A 20,588-nucleotide genomic window follows, 5' to 3' on the forward strand; every position below is an offset into this window, starting at 1 on the left:
ACAACTTGGAAAGAGCTGGCTATTACGCTGCGTTGTTTTCCTTGACCTCGAATCAATGACTACGCTCTGAATCCTGCATCTTGAAGTCACTTGGGTATATATATCCGAGAACCTTGAGGTTACTTGAGTACAAGTTTTAGGTTTGGCCAAATGGTTAGCCAATTTTTCTGAGTTAATCGCTGTCGAAATAAAACCAATGGTCGTTCTGGATTCCAAGTCAGGTAACCTCTAAACAAAGACTCAAATCCGAACGCTGAAATGCACTCTATCTGGTTCTTTTCGTTCAATCTGGCAGCAACCGCCGTCTCTTTTTCTGGCCAGTAACTCATCGCATCCAAGGTACTTTGGTATGGCTTATCACCATTCCTTAGGTGCATGTTTGCTTGATTACGTACTTGCCAGTTGAACTCTGGCATCATTGCAGTTAACTGGGCTTCATAAATCAACGCCGCCTTGTCATCTATTTCATTTGGGTCGAAGTAGACAATATCAAGGTCATTGAGTGGGGTTGGCTGCGGTTTGTGATGAAGATGGTCCCAAACTAGATTTCGTACGAAGCCTGCAGCAATGCAGCAATCTGGTAAAGCCAGTGAGCGAGCACATTCCATTGCTTTCATACGCTCAGGGTCGGCGAGCAATAATTGAACAAGATCTTCCATGTTCACCCTTAAGATTTGGCTGGTGGCAGCTCAATGCCCAATTCATCGCGTTTTCGCTTACTCAAGCCAAGTGCAACTAATCGATAAGATTCTGATAAATAGTACTTTAGCTCTTCGTCTAGGCGTCCGGAGGTTTCCGTTTGTTGAATCCACTTCATACCACGGTTTGCGAAATAAGGGGCTGGAATATAACCCTCATAATCACTTAAAAAATCGAAGTTTAAAGGGGAAGCTTTAAACGTAAATGCAGGCTGCTTGTCTTTACTCCAGCCACCAATAGCAAATACCTTTCCACCGACTTTCCAAACGTGCGCATCACCCCATTGAACAACATGAGAAGTAGCAGCGAATGAGCCACAGAATTGATTAAATTCATCGTATGTCATGATGACGTCTCAACCTATCTTAGTCACGGATTTCGCTAGACTAACACAGGTTGAGAGTAAGGTTAGGACGTTTGCGGAAAAGTGCTCACCAGCGCTTGGATTCCGACATGCTAATGGAGAGATGGTCGATAAAGGCTCTTAATAACGGTGTGACTTGTTTACGTGTGCCATAGATGGCATGAACGCCTAACGTTTTTGGGTGCCATTCTGGTAACAGCTGAATCAACTTACCCTCAGTGAGCAAATCCTTCACGGTTGGGAAAGGCTGTAAGCTGATTCCGTTACCATTTAAAGCGGCAGCAAGCAGTACTTCTGGGGTATTCGCGCTGATATTGCCTTTGATGGAGACTGATTCATCACCGTTTGGTCCAGAGAATATCCACTCAGAACGACCAAAGTAGCTAAAGGAAAGGCAATTGTGGTGTCCTAGGTCTTGGGCGTTTAACGGTGCGCCTTTTTGTTCGATATATTTGGGGGACGCACATATCACCGAGCGGCATTCACCTAATTGCTTTGCTACGACATTAGCAGGCAACTCATTGGTGATGCGTATGGCAAGATCAATGCGTGATTCCACAAGGTTTACGGTTTCATCTGTCGACACAATATCAATCGCCACATCTGGCCATTGTTCAACAAAGCTTGTGATTGCATCAATGAGGAAGCTACTCACAATGGAATAGCTTGCGGTAATACGCAATTGACCTTTTAGATTCACTCGATTTTGGTTTCGGATTCCGCTTAGGGACTCTTCAAGGGCAAGTAGCTCTCGTGCAATCTCAAGCGTCTCTTTCCCTGCACTGGTTAAGCTGAGGCTTCGAGTTGTGCGGTGGAGTAAACGAGTATCCATCCACTTTTCGAGCTCACCTAAATAACGTGTCACTTTAGTTCGCGAAAGATCGAGATGCTCAGCGGCAGCACTTAAGCTTCCTCGCTCTACGATCGTGACAAAGACGTTCATTGCCTCAAGTCTGTCCATTCTGTTGCTTCACCTTAAGAAAATCGCCGTCACAGTATATGTCCGGATTTCGCAACAGTGAAAGTTAATTTGCTGTCTATTTCATCTAAAACCAATCAAATAAGATGACCTCAACACTAAACGAGCCGCATGAGTTGGTTCTCTAATACGGAATAAGATGATGAATAAGCGTTCAATTACTCTACTGATTACAGCACTAGCGGCATCGAACTATGTGTCGGCTGCAGACTTAACGATTACCCACTACAACCCCGGTGAAAATGCGATCTTTCCTGCAAGCTCTGTGCTTGTTTCTGGTGAAAAAGAGCTGATGTTGTTTGACGCACAATTTAGCGTCAAAGACGGAGAAAAATTGGTGGAACAGATTAAAAACACTGGCAAAGAGCTGTCGATGATTTACATCAGCAGCGGTGACCCAGACTATTATTTTGGCTTAGAGCCTATTGTTGCTGCATTCCCTGATGTAAAAGTGGTTGCGAGCGAAGCGGTTGTTAAACATATCGAACGTACAAAAGACGCGAAACTGGCGTACTGGGGACCTATTTTGGAAGAGGGGGCACCATCAAAAATTGTTGTGCCTACTGTGCTCAATGACACCACCCTGACGCTTGAAGGTAAGCGCATTGAAGTAAAAGAAATCAATACTCATGATGCTTACCTTTGGGTGCCTGCGGAGAAAACTGTATTTGGTGGTGTATCGGTTTACAGTGGTGTTCATGTTTGGATGGCGGACACTCAGTCGAAACAAGAGCGTGCTCAATGGTCTCAATCGTTGGAGCGCATGAAAGCACTGAAACCAAAAACCGTGATTCCGGGACACTACCTTGGTGATATGCCGAAAGGTGTGGAAGGTGTTCAATTCACCATAAACTACATCGCAGACATCGAGCAGACGTTAGAAAAGTCAAGCAAGCCATCATCAAGCGAGATTTCGGCAGCGATGAAGGCTAAGTACCCACAGTTTGCTGCGACAGAAGGTGATCTTGAACTGGGCGCGAAAGTGCTAAGTGGTGAAATGGAGTGGCATTAATCTAAGCTTGCTATTCGCCATACTGCCCAAAAAAAACAGCCCCTCATCGTGAGGGGCTGTTTTTTATTATTTTGCTGCTTGTGGACGTGGCTTGCGACGTTGTCCTGATGGCTTGTTGCCTGACGGTTTGCCGTTTGAAGGTTTTGCACCCGCAGGTTTACCGCTGTTAGGCTTGCGGTTTCCTGATGGTTTACCACCGTTACCATTTTTATTTGCGCCTGATTTGTTCGTATTAGGCTTGTTACCGCTTGGCTTGTCGTTTGTGCGAGCTTGACCATCACGGTTGCCTTTTGGCTTACCAGCGCCGCCTTTGCCTGATTTGTTGTCGCTGTTGAAACGACGCTTTGGTTTGTTGTTACCGCCGTTGTTTTTCTTCTCAGCTGTTTGACCGTTTTCACCTTCTGCTTTTGGCTTCTTAGGCTTTTTCGGTTTCTTTGGCTTGATAGGGCGAGTATCAAGCTTCGACTCTGGCAATACGTTAGTTGGTGCGTAGCCTTCCAGTTCTTTACGAGGCAGCAGTTGTTGAATTAAACGTTCAATCGCAAACAACTCGGATGCTTCAAGTGCGCATACTAAAGAAATCGCTTTACCCACTTCACCAGCACGACCGGTACGACCGATACGGTGAACGTAGTCTTCAGCTACTTTTGGCAGCTCAAAGTTAACCACTTGAGGAAGCTGAGGAATGTCGATACCGCGCGCAGCGATGTCTGTTGCGACTAATACGCGAACTTCGCCAGATTTAAAGTCAGCCAGAGCTTTAGTACGTGCGCCTTGGCTCTTATTGCCGTGAATTGCAGCTGCTGTAATCTTTTGGTCGATTAGGAACTTGGCTAAGCGGTTCGCGCCATGCTTGGTTTTGGTAAATACCAATACTTGTTTCCAATCGCCATCTTTGATCAGCTTGACCAGCATTGGTGCTTTCTTCTTCACGTCTGCTGGGTAGATGCATTGTTCTACGGTGCGTGCTGTCGAGTTTGCTGGGTTAACTGAAATCTCAACAGGGTTGTTGACCAGACCTTTCGCAAGCTCACGGATTTCGTTTGAGAATGTCGCAGAGAACAATAGGTTTTGACGTTGCTTCGGTAGCAATTCAAGAATCTTGCGAATGTCGCGAATGAAACCCATGTCAAGCATGCGGTCTGCTTCGTCCAGTACTAGCATTTCTAGTTGGTCGAACTTCACTGCATTTTGGTTGTATAGGTCCATTAGGCGGCCTGGTGTTGCAACCAATACGTCTGCACCTTTACGCAGGCGAAGCATTTGTGGGTTGATCTTCACACCACCAAATACCACTGCACTCGTTAGAGGTAGGTGACGGCTGTACATGAATACGTTTTCTTGTACCTGGGCAGCAAGCTCACGAGTTGGTGTCAGCACCAATGCGCGGATGTGGTTGCCGCGTACGCGTGGACCGTTTGACAGACGTTCAAGAATTGGCAGCGTAAAGCCCGCCGTTTTACCTGTACCAGTCTGTGCTGCTGCCATTACGTCTTTCCCTTCCAAAACAGCAGGAATTGCTTGAGCCTGAATCGGCGAAGGGGTGTCGTAGCCTTTTTCCTGAATAGCCTTAAGGATTGGAGCAGATAGACCTAACGAGGTAAAACCCATATGTATGATTCTCAATTGTCGAGTTTGATAACAAGGCGTCGATTTTATGCGCGACGCGAAAAGTGCGACATTCTGAGGCTTTTGGGCGTTAGCTTCAACTATTTCCGTCATGGATAAATGTTTGAGGTAGATCTCATTTCGAAATTGAGTGAGCTAATCAAGCGATTTGAGCGTTGAAGAAGAGCTCTCATACCTTTGGCATTTTTGGTAGTGATGATAGAGGAGGGAGGCTTAACAACACATTTCATAGATATGAATACTGTTGCTAAATGTAATTGTTGCTTATTAATTTAAAGGTGTCTTTTTTATTTTATAATATTTGGTTATGCAAATTAAATTATCTTTCTATTTATAAAGCAAAAATATAGCAAACGATAAAACGACGCTTTGTAATTGAAAATTAAGAATTAATCTAATTGATTTCATGTGTGTAAAGTGAAGATGAAAAAATAGAAATAATCGTCTTAACAATGAGACCAATTGCTGTGCTTAAATGCTGAACGCCGAAACGGCTATTAAAATAAATAGATATAGTGGTAATAAGAGCGATCATAAACCACATAGATAAATGATATTCAGCTTGCTTAATAAAGGTTCCTTAATGTTCTCGTTTCTTCGTATTAATTTAAAATATATATCCTCATTTCTTTATTATAAGTTCAACGTTATTCTTTCTGTCAATTAATTGACTGCTTCGGCGTGCCAGCGTGAAAGTACCGCTCTGTAACGCCCTGATTTGAAAATTATATAAATTCACTGCTGTTTACCTGACCACGTCATTTAGCGGTTCGGGTTCAAGGCATTTTTGCGTTCCTGTCGATTAAATTATTCAAAAAAGATCTGTAAAGGTTCTATATTTTTAATTAGTAGGTCGTTCTAATATTTGTGTGAGTAATAATCATGTTAATTGAGAATGAAAAGTTCTATTGGCTCGGGGATAAACCAACTGAATACGAACTTGAAAATGTAGAGTATATCAATGACGTAGAGGCACTGCCTGCTGGTATGGGAGGTATGTTTTGTGTAAACGCTTCGGAACCAAAGCACCTTGAAGGAATACTTAAAGCTTTTTACCAACAGCAAGAGAGATGGAGTTGGGCTGTCTACACCACGATTGAAACACCATATTCTCGATGTGTTACTGATGGCACTTTTGATTTAACGACGTCCTATAAAGCATGGCAAAGCTCGCGAAGCCGCCTTGAATCGGTACCTCAGGTGACGTCGTTAGATCCGCTGATTGGCTGGCTTGGCATAAATAGAAACCGCAGATTAACGGCGATGAAAAGCCTTGAATCATCTTCAATTTATACGTATCCACTGATAGAAGCGTTTTACCCTGACATTTACTCAACCTATCGCTACGTGCTGTCCGAGAAAGCACGAGATATTTTAGAAAGTGAACAACTGATGGATCGTATTCGTGTCTGTACGCATTGCAACAGCGGTCACTTGAATTACGTTGAAGTTTGCCCTCAATGCAGCAGTATTGACATTGAGTCTCAGAGTTCGCTCCACTGCTTTACTTGTGGTCACGTTGGTGAGCAGCAGTCATTTCAACGCCGCGGTAAGTTGGAATGCCCAAAGTGTTTAACGCAACTAAGACACATTGGTGTGGACTACGACCGCCCTCTAGAGAATCACGTTTGCAATCAGTGCTCTAATCTTTTTGTTGAAGCAGCAACGATGAGCCAATGCTTGAGTTGTGATGAGAAGATGAAGGTTGATGATCTCGTTGTGCGCAAGCTGTACCAATACCGTTTAGGTGAAGCAGGAGAATACATATTCCAGCACGGAAAGTCCTCTCAAGCTCCTGAGCTCTCAATCAAAGGTAAGGTTGAGAACAGTTTCTTCCAGAACTTACTCGCGTGGCTAAATAAAGTCGCTATGCGCCACAAAGAGCATCACCTACTTTTGGGGTTACACCTTCCATCTTTAGATGAGTACGGAAAGCAGCACGGTGACGCCAAGCTTTTCTCCTTGATGGATCAACTGACTAAGCGTCTTAGTGAGATATTCAGAGATACGGATATCTGCTGCCAATTTAAGCAAGATGTGTTGCTGGTGCTCATGCCGAATACCGAAACGTCTAGCTTATCGGTATTGCAGAACAAACTCTCGGTACTGGGAAGCCAAATTGAAGATGAAGAGTTTGAACTCAATGTCTTCTCATGGGCACTTCCTCAAGCAAGTATTGAAGACGGCGTAGCGGTATGGTTAGAAACACTGGTTGGTGATATTTATGCTGCAAGATAGTCTTGTTCTGCTTGATTATCTTCGCGGGATGCTGCTTCACAATGAAGAGCTGTGGCTACTGCTATTCCCGGTCATGATTATTATCGAACTGCCCTTGTACCTGTTGGTATTAACGGGCATTTTTCGATGGTCGTATGATCAGGAAGACGTTGAGTTGACGCAGTTTCCATCGATCAGTTTTGTGATCACTTGTTATGGCGAAGGGGATGCGATTGGAATCACCATCGACACTTTAGTTGAACAAGTGTATCCGGGTCACATAGAAATTCTCGCCGTCGTAGATGGTGCGGTTCAGAACCAAGATACTTACCAAGCGGCGTTGAACGGAGAACTACGTCACGCTGGCGTCCGCAATCGCAAAGTACGGGTTATTCCAAAGTGGCAACGTGGCGGTCGAGTGTCGACTCTTAATGCTGGTTTATCTGTTGCTCAGGGCGAGATCGTGATTAACGTCGATGGTGATACCTCCTTTGATAACGACATGGTGTTTACCATGATGAAACAATTTACATCGAAAGATGTGATTGCAAGCGGAGGCGCGTTACGGGTTAGAAATCATGACGCCAATATTCTGACAAAAATGCAGTCCTTAGAATACATGTTGTCCATGCAAGCAGGCAAAACTGGGATGGCAAAATGGGGCGTATTAAATAATATTTCAGGTGCGTTTGGGGCTTTTAGAAAAAACTTACTCAAACAAGTGGGTGGCTGGGATACGCATACTGCAGAAGATTTGGATCTAACCATGCGTTTAAAACAATATAAGCGACGCTATCCAAACAATAAATTAGCTTTTGCCACACATGCGATTGGGCATACCGATGTTCCAGATACCTTAAAAGGGCTAGTTATGCAGCGTTTAAGGTGGGATGGCGATTTGCTTTTCCTATTTTTGCGTAAGCACAATGAAGGATTATCACCATCTCTTTTGGGGTGGGGTAATTTTCTATTTACTCTCGCTTATGGTGTGGTTCAAAACGTCTTATTACCTTTGTTAGTTGTTATTTTTACCGTGTATATGCTTATAGCGTATCCGCTTAAATTTGTTTTAGCGTTAATGCTGTTGCTGTACTTAACGTATTTATTTCTCTCTTTAATTATATTTATTGTTTATATCGGGCTGGTGTCTGAGAGAAGAAAAGAAGACTTAAAATTTACGAAATGGCTATTTCTATACCCCGTTTATCAGTTTTTCATGCGTCTAATAACGGCGTTTTCGATGGTGAATGAGGTAGTAAGACGCAGTCACGAAGAATCTAGCATGGCACCTTGGTGGGTATTGAAACGAGGCAAAAAGTTTTAGTATGAAAGTTAACTTTCACTTAGATAAAAAGAACAAGCCACAATCTGAGAGTGGCATGAAAGTCGCCTACGGTCAGGCGAAGCGTGGTGGTTATCGACTTCGTTGGTATCTGATTTTGGCAATTGTCATTAGCCCGCTGTTATTTATGGCTTATTACTTGTTTAAGACGCAGATTCTAGTGACTGCGCCCGGTATCGTGACCTCTTATCCATTAACGATAACGGCGACTCAAGCCGCAATTGTTGGACCGATTCCGGCGAATGTTGGAGACGAGGTAGGCAAGGGGCAGTCTTTAATTCTATTGGCAGATAGTGCGTTAAACAAAGAAGTCGAGTTTTTACAAAAAGAGTTGGTTTCGTTGTCCAATAACAAGGTTCAAAGTACTGATGAGTTGTATCAGCAAGCGATAGCCAGTACCAAAACAAGCCTCGCTAAGGTGCAACAAATTCAGCAAAAGTACGACCAATTTAGAAAGAAAGGTCAGGTGTCAGAAGTGGATTACGCTGCGGTAGTTAACGTGAGCAATGCCATTGATAGCCAATTGAGCGACCAAGAAATAGCTTACATCAATGCCAAACGTGATAGAGAGCAATTGGCATTGGCGGGGCCGGTTGCACAGCAGTATCGAGCGTTAATGCAAGAGCTTGTCGTAAAGCGTGCCCAACAAGAGAGCTTGACGTTTAGAGCACCGTTTAGTGGTCGAGTTTTGGATATTCATGTTCATGAAGGTCAGCGCGTTACAGAGAATGCACCATTATTGACGGTAGCTCAGAACGTAACACCGGACATTACCGCATTTTTAAATCCTAAGTATCTGGATTACAGCCAAAAAGGAACCAAAGCGAAGGTCATCTTCCCTGACGGTAAAAAGTTATCTGCGACAGTTTCAAGGCCGGTTGAAGTGGTTAACAAGCTACCCCAAGAGCTGCAAAGCCCATTTGAGGGTCAACCAGCGTACCTGAAAGTCACATTATCTTTTGACGAACCCGTAGAGCAAACGAGATGGATTGAGGGCGTTGAAGTGGAAGTTCGTTTTTAACTTAATGAGTTTAATAAATGATAAAAGGGAGCAAATGCTCCCTTTTTTGATGAATATCGCGAATAGACTCAACGCTTCGCGTGATCCAAAAACGCTTGAGTCAGCGTTTGAAACAACGTATCAACACTTAGTTTTTGTTCTATATGGTCGAATAGGGGAGTATGAACGTCGCCACGAATATCATCGTTATGCCCGCAAAGGCGATTACATAGCTTTACTGGTTCAACGATTTTTTCTACGTCAGCATCTATGAGAATACAGGCTTGAGAGAGCACTACTTGTCCTCCGCCTTTTTTCAGTAAGACACGTTGTGCTGTCCCAACCACTTTTTTCCCATCAATATTTAAGTTGTATTCGCCATCACAATAGGAGTTTGGCGTAGCGTGCACATCAACTTTGACACCTAACTGTTTAAAAAACACGGCGAGTACGGAACATAAGTCGAGATACGCTTTTTTAATGTCGTAAGGTTGACCTTCAGACCAGTGGTAGATATGAGAGAGGTTTATGATCCCCGGAACCTGTGGAACTGGTGCACCGCCGGTTTTACGTGAAAACAGCCTCCAACCTGAGTCTGCTAGACCTTGTTCTAGTTGCTCTGAAATTGTCCACTTCTTACCTGCTGGAAGCACTAGCGTAGGGCTTTTGACTTGCCACAACAGTAATACTTGAGAAAGTTGACCAGATTGAACAAGCTTGATTAACTCGTCTTCTTTGCTGAATACGTCAGCTACTTCTTTAGATTGGTAACGGATCAGTTTGTTTTTCGAAGTCAAATTCAGTCCCTCTTGCCGCTTGCTCCTCTGTTTTACTCTAATTTGGTCAAAAAGCAAATCGCCTAGTTATTTATTTTTTCTATTAAATTATTAACTAAAACATAAGCTTAATAAAAATCCATTTAATTAAGCTAAATTTTAATGATTTTATTTCAGTCACAAGTGTTGCGCATGCAATGATTGTTGTGTAATCTTTTTTTGTGCCGTGAGTCCCAACAACATGAAAAGAGAATATCGCTATGAAAAAGACACTCAGCTTTGCTCATCGAATCACCTCTATTAGTGCATACCTGCTCATCATGAGCTTTTTCACCAGTACAGTCGCGGTTGAGTTGTTTGGTGATCATCACACAACTTTGGTGGTTAAAACCTATATCTCGTACGCAATTTGGGCAGTTGTCCCTCTTGTGGCAGCAGCCGGCATAACCGGATCAAAGATGGCTCCGAATGTGAAAAAAGGACCTCTAGCGGCAAAGAAAAAGCGTATGCCTTTCGTTGCGATGAACGGCATCTTGATTTTGGTTCCGGCGGCGATTTATTTGCAGCATTTAGCCGCAAGTAATCAGTTTGATACGACCTTCTATGTTGTTCAGTTGGTTGAGTTGCTTGCTGGTTTCACGAACCTAACATTGATGACGCTGAACATTCGCGATGCGCGTGCATTAAAGAAGCCTAAGAAAGCTCCTAAACGAGCGGTTATGTAAAGCATAAAAATAATTTGTTGGTCATTGTCTAAACGATAAATAGAATCCGCAGACGATTTAATTCTAAGGCGATGAAATTATGAAAAAGTTAATGACTGGTGCAGCATTAGCAGCGTTATTAACTGGCTGTGTGACGTTCCCAACACAAGAATCTGAACAAGTAAAAGTGATTTGGGATGACGCAAACGCAATCGCGAACTGCCAACATTTAGGTACAGTGATCGGTTCAGAAGGTCACTTCTATGACTACTGGTTGCATGCGGACAAAGATATGGTTTGGGGAACGCTGAACCAAATGCGTATCAAAGCTGCTGAACTGGGGGGGGACACTCTTTATTTGTACCAACCGCTTGGTTTTTCGAGCTCAGTGACAATGTTCGCTAACGCGTATAAATGCCAGAACTAATAAAAGCAGACCTGAGGTCTGCTTTTGTTTTTGTGTAATCGTCAATTTTGCTATCTAATTCAAGCCCGCCGTTGCCATGGCGACCGCATCAGTAAATGACACCGAGAATGCTTCGTCGGTATTCAACACCTTCGCAGGAAATTCCAGGCTAAGCTTCATTTCGGATGCGACTTCCGACTCGATACTGGTAATGAAAGTGCGTGTTTCTCCCGGAGCAATCACCAGATCAGCTCCGCTTTCTGGACCGAGTTCAGCGATTCCCACGGTTGTTAGACCATTTCCCTCGCTGTCCACTAAGCTCAACAAGGATTCTGATTTGTAGATAAGTTCACCTTTGTCTGTTTGGTATGCCCTAAACGTATTGAAGTTTGGTTGTAGTTCACCATCAGCGGATAGGTTAGTCACAGAGAAGGTCACATTGGAGCCATCGAACTTTTCAACTTTAACCAAAACATTTGGGTCTTGATAGCGAGCTGCTGCTGCGGCTGCCGCTAACTCTTGCTGTCTTTCTTTCTCACGTTCTACTTCTTCTTGGCGCGCCTTTTCTTCTGCGAGCTTCGCTTCTTCTTCAGCAATACGTTTTTCTGCCATCGAATAAGACTTATCGACCATTGTTAGCAGAGCTGGTATTGAAAATGCAGTTAACCCCTCTAAATGGTCAAAATCGATTTTTGCATGCGTAGTGAGTTGGTTGGTTGAGAACTGGCAGTGCCCGTCAATAAGGCTCACAAACGCTACTTCAAAAGTCCCTTGAAGCTTACTCACTTCTACGCCTGCTTTTTCGATGTTTTCTCGTACTTGCTTGATTTCTTCTAATGACTGCTTGGATAACGGTCCATTTGGTGAAACATTGTTAGAGACAGAGACAAGCTCTTCGGTCACAAACGGATTATTTTTTGCTGGGACAACAGTAGTGATTAGATTTGATTTGGTGATGTCTTCACCCAGCAATATCGTCATTTTCTGAGAAGCGGCGGTCTTGTTACCCGCTAGTACGTCGCTACAGTTTGGTGAATTGCCCGCATGCGCTGTTTGTATGGCTGCGAGAGAAAGCATGGCGGACAAGCCCGTGACGACGAGTCCTTTCGATGGTCGATTATTCATCCTGATAAACCCCTCTGTAATATGATGCGCTAAGCCGACGTGTATAAGACCAATCGCGGATTGGTATAGCGACATTCAGAATGGTTGTAATTGCGTCCTCACCACGTTCATCTTCATCTTCACAAGACGACATTGCTGATGGTGTCAGCTCGCCTTTCGATGGTGATAAGCCATCACGATCAAAAGTGTTTGAATTCGCAGATGATGCTGCAAGGGCGATGTCTTTTTTCTGAAAGATAGACGTAACTTTTCCAAGCTTCAAATACGTGATCGAGATCTATTTTTTGCGATAGTGCGAGGATCAAGCGAAAACAGACACTTAAGCTAGAGAGTTGATTTTGAGAGAAAAAAATAAATTTTTTAGGGAACTTTTTATACTGCTGCCTTTGGGACTTAATTCGCATCCCAAAGGCAGGTGATTGGATTCTAAAGGGGAATTCGGATTACAGCGCCTTCAGTACATCAGCTAAACGGGTTACGGCAACTCTGAGTTCATCAGGTGTTGCGTTGGTGAAGTTCAAGCGAAGCGCTGCTTTTACTTCTGAACCTTCTGGGTAGAACACTGGGCTCGGTACGACAGCTACACCGTTCGCAAGCAATGACTTCGCTAGCTCAAACGTATCGCACTCTGGAATCTCCACCCATACGAACATGCCGCCATCAACCGGTTTCAATACACAACTTGTCGGAAGCTGTTTTTCTAATTCTGCATACATCACGTCGTAGCGCGATTTGTATAGCTCACAAATAGTAGAGATGTGGGTTGCAAAGTTATCGTGTTGCAATAGACCGTGCAACAGAGCTTGCATAGGCACGCTAGAATGCAGGTCTGCACCCTGTTTGATTTTAATCAGTGGCTCTAGGTATCTGGTTTTACCCGTCACAACACCGATTCGTAAACCCGGAGAAGCGATCTTAGAGAAAGAACGCAACACGATAGAGTTTTGTGGGCAGAAGTCAGATACCAAAGGCAGAGCTTCACCAGAGAAGCGTAACTCGCGGTAGGGTGCATCTTCAATGAAAGCCACGTTGTATTGAATACAAAGCTCCGCAACCTTTTGGCGTGTTTCCAGTGCCCAGCAAACACCTGTTGGGTTATGGAAATCTGGTACGGCGTAGAACATCTTCGGTTGTTGCTTAGCGAAGCATTGCTCCAGCTCATCAAGGTTTGGACCAAATTCTGTTTGAGAAACGGTAACGATGTTTGCTTGAACCAAACCAAACACCTGCATGGCACCCAAGTAACTTGGCGCTTCCATCACGACTTTGTCACCTGGATTCACGTAAGCACGTGCGATCAAATCCAAACCTTGTTGGGAGCCAGTAGTGATCATCGCAGTGTGTGTTTCAGGCAGTTTGAAGTAACCGTTTAGGAAGTTTAATAGTGGTCCATAGCCTGCCGTTGAACCGTATTGGAAAACTTCAGGCATGTTTGCCAAGCTCTCTAATGTTGGCTTCATCAGCTCGATAGGAAAGGTTTTTTCATCTGGCAAACCACCAGCAAGTGAGATGACGTTTTTATCGCTAGCGGCAGCGAGGATCTCTCGAATGTACGATGACTTTACTTGTTGCAGTGACTGTGCGATTTCCATGTGTTGTGTTTCTCGTATTTTTTATTTTATGTGAAAGATAGTACATGGTATTTGCTAACTAAGGTGTGTCCATTTATGCTGTTAAACATGTCCATTTATGCTATTTCAGTAAAGCGATAAGCTATGAGCCAGCAACAGGTTTCCAGAATCAATGACGTGCTGTTCTATATTCATCAAGACATCAGTAGAGAATTATCCGCCAAAGAGCTCGCTGATGTAGCGGCGTATTCTGAACAGCACTTCCACCGTATATTTAAAGATGTAGTAGGTGAGTCTATTCATCAATACATACGTCGTACGCGAATGGAATACGCAGCAAATCAGTTGATGTTTGATACTAAATCGTCGGTATTGGAAATCGCTAATAAGTGTGGTTTCAGCTCAGTGTCGTCTTTTAGTCGTGCTTTTAAAGCGACGTTTGAATTGTCTCCAGGAGCATGGCGTAAGCATGACCTTCATGTGGCAGAAAAGCCGTATTTGAAGGATCCGGAAGTGGCAGCAGGGTATCATCGAGTCGCAAAGCGCACCCTACCAGAGCCAAAGATTATTGAAGTTCCACAACGCTTGGCTGCGTACGTTCGCCATGAAGGTTACAACCGTTCGATTCGTAATGCGTGGCTGGTGCTGAAAGCGTGGGCGAACTCTGAGCAGCGTGATTTCTCTACTCAATATGGTTTGCACCATTCCAACCCTGCTTGGGTAGAGCTGGATAAGTGTCGCTATGTCGCGTGCATGGCGATTGATAAACCGCTTAAATATCGTGGTGTGGTGAATCAAATGACCATTCCAGGTGGCTTACACGCGGTGTTCCGATTAACAGGCGTCTATGGTGAGCTTTTGCCGCAAATCAGCATGGTATTGGAAAAGTGGTTACCTAACTCTGGTTTTAAGCAACGTTCGACACCTGCTTATGTGCACTATCATAAAAACCATTTTCTTAATCACGAAGAAGTCTTCGAGTTAGATTTCTATTTACCTATCAGTTTCTTCTAAAAGTCTTTGCTTCAAATTGAATGCTTTACTATTGTGTGGGAAGAAAATAGCCATTAATAACCTCAGACTTTATAGAATAAGTTGAAAATAAAATAAAATGAACATAGAACATCTAAAACTTTTCGTTCGTTTAGCATCGACCCACAATATCAGTATGGCGGGACAAGAGCTGGGATTATCTCCTGCGGTTGCTAGTGCCCATATTAATAAATTGGAAGAAGGTTTGGGTGTGCGCCTCGTACATCGAACCACGCGCAAGGTCTCGTTAACAGAAGAGGGGCAGGCATTCTTACCTCATGCTGAAGAAGTGTTGGCAACGGTTGAAGCGGCACGAGGTGCTGTAGGTGTTGGTCACAAGGCGCCAACAGGGACGTTACGAGTCACCGCATCTGCATCTTTTGGGCGCTTGCATTTAGTGCCAGCACTTAAAGGGTTTATGGCAAAGTACCCAGAGTTGACCATTGATTTTCGCTTCTCCGATTCGATTATCGACATGGTGGAAGGTGGCTTCGATGTTGCTGTTCGCCTTGCCGAGCTGAAAGACTCGTCTCTGGTGGCACGCAAACTTGCTCCAGATCGTCGTATTGTTGTCGCGTCACCGGAGTATTTGGCGCAGCATGGCACACCTCAATCGCCAGAAGAGCTTGTAAATCATGAATGTGTGACTTTGGCTGGTTTGGAGAATTGGGTATTTGAAACCCCAGAAGGGCAGTACTCGATGCGCGCTTCTGGCAGCTTTAGAACCGATAATGGTGATGCAATGCGTGATGCTTGCATTGATGGGCTTGGGGTTTCAATTAACTCGATTTGGAGCGTATACAAACAGCTACAAAAAGGTGAGTTAGTCGAAATATTACAAGACTATCCATTAGTGATGAATGCGAGTATCTGGGCGGTCTACCCGAGCTCTCGCCTGATCGCCCCTAAAGTTCGAGCGTTTATTGACTATTTCGCGGAGTATTACGGTCAACCGCCTTATTGGGAGCTTGAACTGGCAGAACAGCAAAAGTAGCCTGAATAATATTCAATGGAAACGCCACTTAATTCGCATTAAGTGGCGTTTTTTCTTATAAAATTAAGAAGATTAGCTGCGACCAAGCATACGTGAGATGGTGCCATCCTTATCGATCACTTGGTGTTTGATAGCGCCAGCAACGTGCAAAACAAACACTAAGATGAGCACTTCTACCGCAGAGTGATGAATCGTTGAGCCAAGCTCTTGCAGCCAAGGTGTTTCTGCGCCTTCTGCGATGATCACCCACCCGAAAATATCAACAGCTCGACCACCGCCAGCACTCATAGCAATACCAGAGATAGGCATTGCTAAGGTGGCTAACAGTAGAATACCGTGGACTGCCTTGGCTGCTTTGTCTTGCCATGCTGGCATCTCAGAAGCTGGTGGTAGAGCGCCTTCTTTTAAGCGCCACACTAGACGAGCAAGAGCGATAACTAAAAGGATAGCGCCTAGCGATTTATGAATCCCGTACCATTCGAATTTTACTGGGCTGCGTGGTAAATCCACCATGTATAAACCAAGTGCGAACACACCTATAAAAGCGAGTCCAGTTACCCAGTGCAAAGCGATAGTTTGCCAAGTTAAAGGCGTTTTGTTGAGCATAAGATAATCCTCTTTTTCTTTGTGGTTATGCGAACGATTATCCATTAATGTTGTGAATAGAACTACACATGACAGTGTAAAGTTGGGTAAATTTTGTTCACAAAAAACGCTCCGAAAGTTGGAGCGTTTTGAGTCATTTCAATGAGCCAAAATTGCTTAGTCTTGTTTTAACTCAGCGAGAGCGTGGTGCAGTGAAGGAACGATCGCATGACCAAATCCACGCACTTCCTCACAAGGTTCAACGAGGTCTGGGATTTGGAAAGTTACCATGTTGGCAGCAACAGCAGCACGAACGCCATTATTTGAATCTTCAAAGGCGAGACATTTGGTTGGTTCTATGTCTAAACGACTTGCCGCAAGCAAATAAATTTCTGGATCGGGTTTACCGTGTGAAACTTCACAGCCGGTAGTTAAGTTGTCGAAATACTGGCTCAAACCTGCCAATTCCAACTTCTTTTTCGCCACTTCTTTTGCTGTAGAAGTGGCAACAGCAATGGGTAACCCTTGCTCTTTCAACCATTCAAGTAGCTCAATCACTCCTTCTTTGACCGGAATGGCTTGGTGTTTAACTACCGCATCGTATCGGTCGCGCCATTCTTTGTGTAAGCGATCAAGATCATCCCCATAAGCTTTGCGGAAAATCACTTCAATGCCGGCTGCATTGCGACCAATGATTGAAAGGTAAACGTCTTTATAGAATGGGAGGTTTTGTGCTTCACACGCTTCTTGGAAAATGCGCATGCACACACGTTCCGTATCGAGGAGTAAACCATCCATGTCAAAAATAGCAGCTTGAAAATTCATTACGTTATGACTTGTCGATTGAGATGGCGCATTTTGACATAAGCGAAAACGATTTTCTTGTGGAATTCCACCATCTCACACGCTTTTTACTCAATCCTTATTTTATTCCTAAGCGTTTTGCTAAACGGTGCAAATTGCCGTTATCCAGCTCAAGTTGACGTGCCGTTGCTGCCCAGTTACCTTGGTTCTCTTCCAGTGATCGAACAATCATCGCTTTTTGGAATGCGTCTGTGGCTGGTTTTAATCCGCCTTCTGGCAGCTCTAAGCGAGAGTTTTGTTTCGTTTCTTCAACGTTCTTGATGTTCTGATTCGGCGTTCGAATATCAAAATCTTGTTCGACTAACTCAATATCCATGGAATGGGTGCGTGCTTTTGCCAAAACTCCAGCCCGTTTGATGACATGTTCGAGTTCTCGAACGTTGCCTGGCCACGAATAATCCTTAAGCGCGTGAACGAGCGTAGGGGACAAGCGAATGCTGTTCAATCCGAGCTTACTTCTCAAGTGTTCAGCAAAGAAGCCCGCTAGCAACACTACATCATCCTCGCGTTCGCGAAGAGGTGGCACATGAAGTGGGAAGACGCTTAGGCGGTGATATAAGTCGGCTCGAAAACGCCCAGCGGTGACTTCTTCATGCAAAATACGGTTGGTGGCGGCGACAATGCGTGTATTGACTCGGATATGACGGTCGTCACCCACTCGTTGGATGTCGCCGTATTGTAGGGCTCGAAGTAACTTGGCTTGTAGCTCTAATGACAGTTCACCGACTTCATCCAAAAACAGTGTGCCGCCATCTGCTTGTTCGAATTTACCCTTACGATTACTGATTGCGCCCGTAAATGCGCCTTTGATGTGCCCAAACAGTTCGCTCTCTGCTACGGACTCAGGCAGAGCCGCACAGTTGAGGTAAACCAAGGTATTGCTGGAACGATTGGAGCGATGGTGAATAGCACTGGCGACCAACTCTTTACCCACGCCAGTCTCACCCATGATCAGTACAGACAACTCGGTATCGGCGACTGCATCTATTTGTTCTTGAAGATTCTTCATCCCCTGAGAGTTGCCAATGATTTCGTTGCTCAAGGTGCGTTTCTCGGCGTAAGAATCACGTGGCAGGCTCGCTTGAGTTTCTAGTTGCTCTAACAGTAGAGCTGTATGTAAGCCACCTGCGGCTAATGCACTAACAAAACGTAATTCTTGGTTACGCAACCCATCAAATTGGTTGGGGTCGAAGGCGTCAATCGTAATAGCACCAATGAGCTGATCGTCGATCAGCAAAGGTAAACCAATGCAGGAATGGACATGTAGTTTGTCATCGTGGTTTGGAATCAAGCCGTCGTAAGGATCAGGTAAGTCGCTGTCAGAGGGAAAGCGCACGATGTCGCCAGCTCGGGCAATGGCTTCTAACCTTGGGTGCTGCTCAATGGAGAAACGGCGTCCCAGCACTTCTTCTGCCAAACCATTGATCGCTAATGGCTTAAAGTGCTGATCTTCATACAAAAGAAGGGCAGAAGAGTCACACTTTAATACCTCTCGAATCGTGGTTAACAACGTATCAAAACGAGCTTGCTGAGTGAGTGCTGAGTTAAGGTCTTGTGTGATGTGTAGCCACTGCGCGATTAAAGAAGTCATAACCAATACCAATTGTGTCAATATGACTATTGTAGTGTCTTAATGACAATTTTCAACTGTGTCTTAATGACAGTTATTATTGTTGATTTTGTTTTAACTTGTTGAAAATAAAGAAATTAAAAAGTTGGCATACCCGATGCATTATAAAAGTCAGTTCTTCTTATTTATTTCGTCATTCAAGGTAGTAATTATGACAATTCACGTAAAAAACAACATTCATTGGGTAGGTCAGCGCGATTGGGAAGTTCAGGACTTCCATGGTACAGAATACAAAATGACAAAAGGTACCAGCTACAACAGTTATCTAATTCGTGAAGAGAAAACCGTACTGATTGATACGGTCGATCATCGATTCAGTCAACAATTCATCCAAAATTTAGAGATGGAAATCGACCTTAAGTCTATCGACTTTATCGTGGTAAACCATGCAGAAGAAGATCACTCGGGCGCATTGTCTGCATTGATGGAGAAGATTCCGAACACGCCAATTTACTGTACAGAAGCGGCGATTGACTCCATCGTTGGTCATCACCACCATCCCGAGTGGAACTTCAAAACCGTAAAAACGGGCGACAGTATCGATATCGGTAATGGCAAGCAACTGGTGTTTGTGGAAGCGCCAATGCTGCATTGGCCGGACAGCATGATGACATACCTAACGGGCGATGCGGTGCTATTCAGTAACGACGCATTTGGTCAGCATTACTGCGATGAACGTCTGTTCAATGATGAAGTGGACCAAAATGAATTGATGGAGCAGTGTTTGCGTTACTACTCAAACATCCTAACGCCATTTAGCAGCTTGGTAACCGCTAAAATCAAAGAAGTACTGAGCTTCAACTTGCCTGTCGACATGATCGCAACGTCACACGGTATTGTATGGCGCGATAATCCGGTTCAAATCATCGAGCAATACTTGGCGTGGGCAGACAATTATCAAGAAGATCGCATTACGATTTTCTACGATTCTATGTCAAATAACACCCGAATGATGGCAGATGCCATTGCGCATGGCATTCACGATGTCGATCCTGGTGTGGCGGTTAAAGTCTTTAATGTCTCTAAGCACGATAAGAATGAAATTCTCGCCAATGTATTCCGCTCAAAAGGTATCTTAGTTGGTTCATCTACGATGAATAACGTCATGATGCCGAAGATCGCAGGCATGTTAGAAGAAATTACCGGTCTGCGCTTTAAAGCGAAGAAAGCCGCTGCGTTCGGTAGCTACGGGTGGAATGGTGGCGCGGTGGATCGTATCCATGCTCGATTGACCGACGCAGGCTTTGAAACCGCAGTGAGTTTGAAAACCAAATGGCGACCAGATGGTAAAGCGATGCGTGAGTGCCGTGAACATGGTCAGAACATCGCGAAATTGTGGGCGAAGCATGACCTGACGAGCCCTGTTTTTGCACCGACGATTGCTGCGTCTGCACCACAAGTTCAATCACAACCCGCTGCACAAGTAGCAACACAAGCTGTGGTAGATGCTGCTCCTAGTAACCATAGTACCGAGGCGCATCCTGCAGATTGTCAATGCATGGTTTGTACGGTTTGCAATTGGGTTTACGACCCAGCTAAAGGTGAGCCTAATCAAGGTGTTGAGCCAGGTACGGCTTGGACTGAAGTGCCAAATTACTTCTTGTGCCCAGAATGCCACTTGGGTAAAGACGTTTTTGTCGAATACAACGGGTAAGGGGG

General features: G+C 44.4%; 20 protein-coding genes. 9 read left to right on the forward strand and 11 right to left on the reverse strand.

Annotated elements, in window-relative coordinates; all coding sequences use genetic code 11:
• Positions 1-119: 119 nt before the first annotated feature.
• The 3 genes from MHO32_RS04490 to MHO32_RS04500 form a co-directional block, all read right to left on the reverse strand.
• Entirely contained in the window at positions 120-659 is a 540-nt protein-coding gene (locus MHO32_RS04490; RefSeq protein ID WP_239210724.1) for a nucleotidyltransferase family protein, read from the reverse strand.
• Between the two features lie 8 nt (positions 660-667).
• On the reverse strand, positions 668-1,045 hold the full coding sequence (locus MHO32_RS04495; RefSeq protein ID WP_005451324.1) for an MmcQ/YjbR family DNA-binding protein: 378 nt from the start codon (positions 1,043-1,045) through the stop codon (positions 668-670).
• A gap of 85 nt (positions 1,046-1,130) precedes the next feature.
• Entirely contained in the window at positions 1,131-2,024 is an 894-nt protein-coding gene (locus MHO32_RS04500; protein WP_009697182.1) for a LysR family transcriptional regulator, read from the reverse strand.
• Between the two features lie 160 nt (positions 2,025-2,184).
• On the opposite strand from MHO32_RS04500, the gene MHO32_RS04505 reads away from it, so the two are divergent.
• Positions 2,185-3,054 carry a Vmh family MBL fold metallo-hydrolase gene (locus MHO32_RS04505; RefSeq protein ID WP_239210828.1) on the forward strand — a complete coding sequence of 290 codons (870 nt, stop codon included), beginning with the start codon at positions 2,185-2,187 and terminating at the stop codon, positions 3,052-3,054.
• A gap of 66 nt (positions 3,055-3,120) precedes the next feature.
• On the opposite strand, the gene MHO32_RS04510 is transcribed toward MHO32_RS04505, so the two are convergent.
• On the reverse strand, positions 3,121-4,665 hold the full coding sequence (locus tag MHO32_RS04510) for a DEAD/DEAH box helicase (protein WP_050938352.1): 1,545 nt from the start codon (positions 4,663-4,665) through the stop codon (positions 3,121-3,123).
• A gap of 900 nt (positions 4,666-5,565) precedes the next feature.
• Here MHO32_RS04510 and MHO32_RS04515 point away from each other — a divergent pair.
• From MHO32_RS04515 to MHO32_RS04525, 3 genes are read left to right on the forward strand one after another with little or no spacing between them, the layout of a single operon-like run.
• On the forward strand, positions 5,566-6,921 hold the full coding sequence (locus MHO32_RS04515) for a diguanylate cyclase domain-containing protein (protein ID WP_239210727.1): 1,356 nt from the start codon (positions 5,566-5,568) through the stop codon (positions 6,919-6,921).
• On the forward strand, positions 6,908-8,224 hold the full coding sequence (locus tag MHO32_RS04520; protein WP_017819371.1) for a glycosyltransferase family 2 protein: 1,317 nt from the start codon (positions 6,908-6,910) through the stop codon (positions 8,222-8,224). The genes MHO32_RS04515 and MHO32_RS04520 overlap by 14 nt, the downstream gene beginning before the upstream one ends.
• A gap of 1 nt (position 8,225) precedes the next feature.
• Positions 8,226-9,263 (forward strand): HlyD family secretion protein, encoded by a 1,038-nt coding sequence (locus tag MHO32_RS04525; RefSeq protein ID WP_009697177.1) that lies wholly within the window; start codon positions 8,226-8,228, stop codon positions 9,261-9,263.
• Positions 9,264-9,331: 68 nt separating this feature from the next.
• Here MHO32_RS04525 and MHO32_RS04530 read toward each other — a convergent pair whose 3' ends face one another.
• Positions 9,332-10,039, reverse strand: a complete 708-nt coding sequence (locus MHO32_RS04530) for a lipoate--protein ligase family protein (RefSeq protein ID WP_050908502.1) — start codon at positions 10,037-10,039, stop codon at positions 9,332-9,334.
• A 239-nt stretch (positions 10,040-10,278) separates the two neighbouring features.
• On the opposite strand from MHO32_RS04530, the gene MHO32_RS04535 reads away from it, so the two are divergent.
• Together MHO32_RS04535 and MHO32_RS04540 are read left to right on the forward strand one after the other, a co-directional pair.
• A complete protein-coding gene (locus MHO32_RS04535) occupies positions 10,279-10,743 on the forward strand; it encodes a hypothetical protein (protein WP_239210728.1) in 465 nt (154 codons plus the stop codon).
• A gap of 79 nt (positions 10,744-10,822) precedes the next feature.
• Positions 10,823-11,149 (forward strand): DUF4156 domain-containing protein, encoded by a 327-nt coding sequence (locus MHO32_RS04540; RefSeq protein ID WP_005451338.1) that lies wholly within the window; start codon positions 10,823-10,825, stop codon positions 11,147-11,149.
• Between the two features lie 54 nt (positions 11,150-11,203).
• Here the strand turns inward: MHO32_RS04540 and MHO32_RS04545 are convergent, their stop codons facing one another.
• The 3 genes from MHO32_RS04545 to MHO32_RS04555 all read right to left on the reverse strand — a co-directional run bounded on the left by MHO32_RS04545 (position 11,204) and on the right by MHO32_RS04555 (position 13,845).
• Positions 11,204-12,253: a hypothetical protein gene (locus tag MHO32_RS04545; protein WP_050908500.1), complete on the reverse strand. Its 1,050-nt coding sequence runs from the start codon at positions 12,251-12,253 to the stop codon at positions 11,204-11,206.
• A complete protein-coding gene (locus MHO32_RS04550) occupies positions 12,246-12,515 on the reverse strand; it encodes a hypothetical protein (protein WP_155483438.1) in 270 nt (89 codons plus the stop codon). Before MHO32_RS04550 ends, MHO32_RS04545 begins: the two co-directional genes overlap by 8 nt.
• Positions 12,516-12,696: 181 nt before the next feature.
• Complete coding sequence (locus MHO32_RS04555; protein WP_239210729.1) at positions 12,697-13,845, reverse strand: aminotransferase-like domain-containing protein; 1,149 nt, start codon at positions 13,843-13,845, stop codon at positions 12,697-12,699.
• Between the two features lie 123 nt (positions 13,846-13,968).
• On the opposite strand from MHO32_RS04555, the gene MHO32_RS04560 reads away from it, so the two are divergent.
• Together MHO32_RS04560 and MHO32_RS04565 are read left to right on the forward strand one after the other, a co-directional pair.
• A complete protein-coding gene (locus MHO32_RS04560) occupies positions 13,969-14,838 on the forward strand; it encodes an AraC family transcriptional regulator (RefSeq protein ID WP_074051744.1) in 870 nt (289 codons plus the stop codon).
• Positions 14,839-14,935: 97 nt separating this feature from the next.
• On the forward strand, positions 14,936-15,850 hold the full coding sequence (locus MHO32_RS04565) for a LysR family transcriptional regulator (protein ID WP_005451346.1): 915 nt from the start codon (positions 14,936-14,938) through the stop codon (positions 15,848-15,850).
• 72 nt (positions 15,851-15,922) lie between these two features.
• Here the strand turns inward: MHO32_RS04565 and MHO32_RS04570 are convergent, their stop codons facing one another.
• The 3 genes from MHO32_RS04570 to norR all read right to left on the reverse strand — a co-directional run bounded on the left by MHO32_RS04570 (position 15,923) and on the right by norR (position 18,890).
• Positions 15,923-16,456 carry a cytochrome b gene (locus MHO32_RS04570; protein ID WP_009700145.1) on the reverse strand — a complete coding sequence of 178 codons (534 nt, stop codon included), beginning with the start codon at positions 16,454-16,456 and terminating at the stop codon, positions 15,923-15,925.
• Between the two features lie 156 nt (positions 16,457-16,612).
• Entirely contained in the window at positions 16,613-17,260 is a 648-nt protein-coding gene (locus MHO32_RS04575) for an HAD family hydrolase (RefSeq protein ID WP_005451350.1), read from the reverse strand.
• Positions 17,261-17,357: 97 nt separating this feature from the next.
• Positions 17,358-18,890, reverse strand: coding sequence for a nitric oxide reductase transcriptional regulator NorR (norR, locus tag MHO32_RS04580; RefSeq protein WP_050935311.1), 1,533 nt, complete (start codon positions 18,888-18,890; stop codon positions 17,358-17,360).
• A 190-nt stretch (positions 18,891-19,080) separates the two neighbouring features.
• Here norR and norV point away from each other — a divergent pair, with 190 nt between their 5' ends.
• Positions 19,081-20,583 (forward strand): anaerobic nitric oxide reductase flavorubredoxin, encoded by a 1,503-nt coding sequence (norV, locus tag MHO32_RS04585; RefSeq protein WP_239210736.1) that lies wholly within the window; start codon positions 19,081-19,083, stop codon positions 20,581-20,583.
• Positions 20,584-20,588 lie beyond the last annotated feature (5 nt).

The sequence above is a fragment of the Vibrio sp. MMH1-50 genome (assembly GCF_022347645.1).
Lineage (GTDB): Bacteria > Pseudomonadota > Gammaproteobacteria > Enterobacterales > Vibrionaceae > Vibrio > Vibrio harveyi.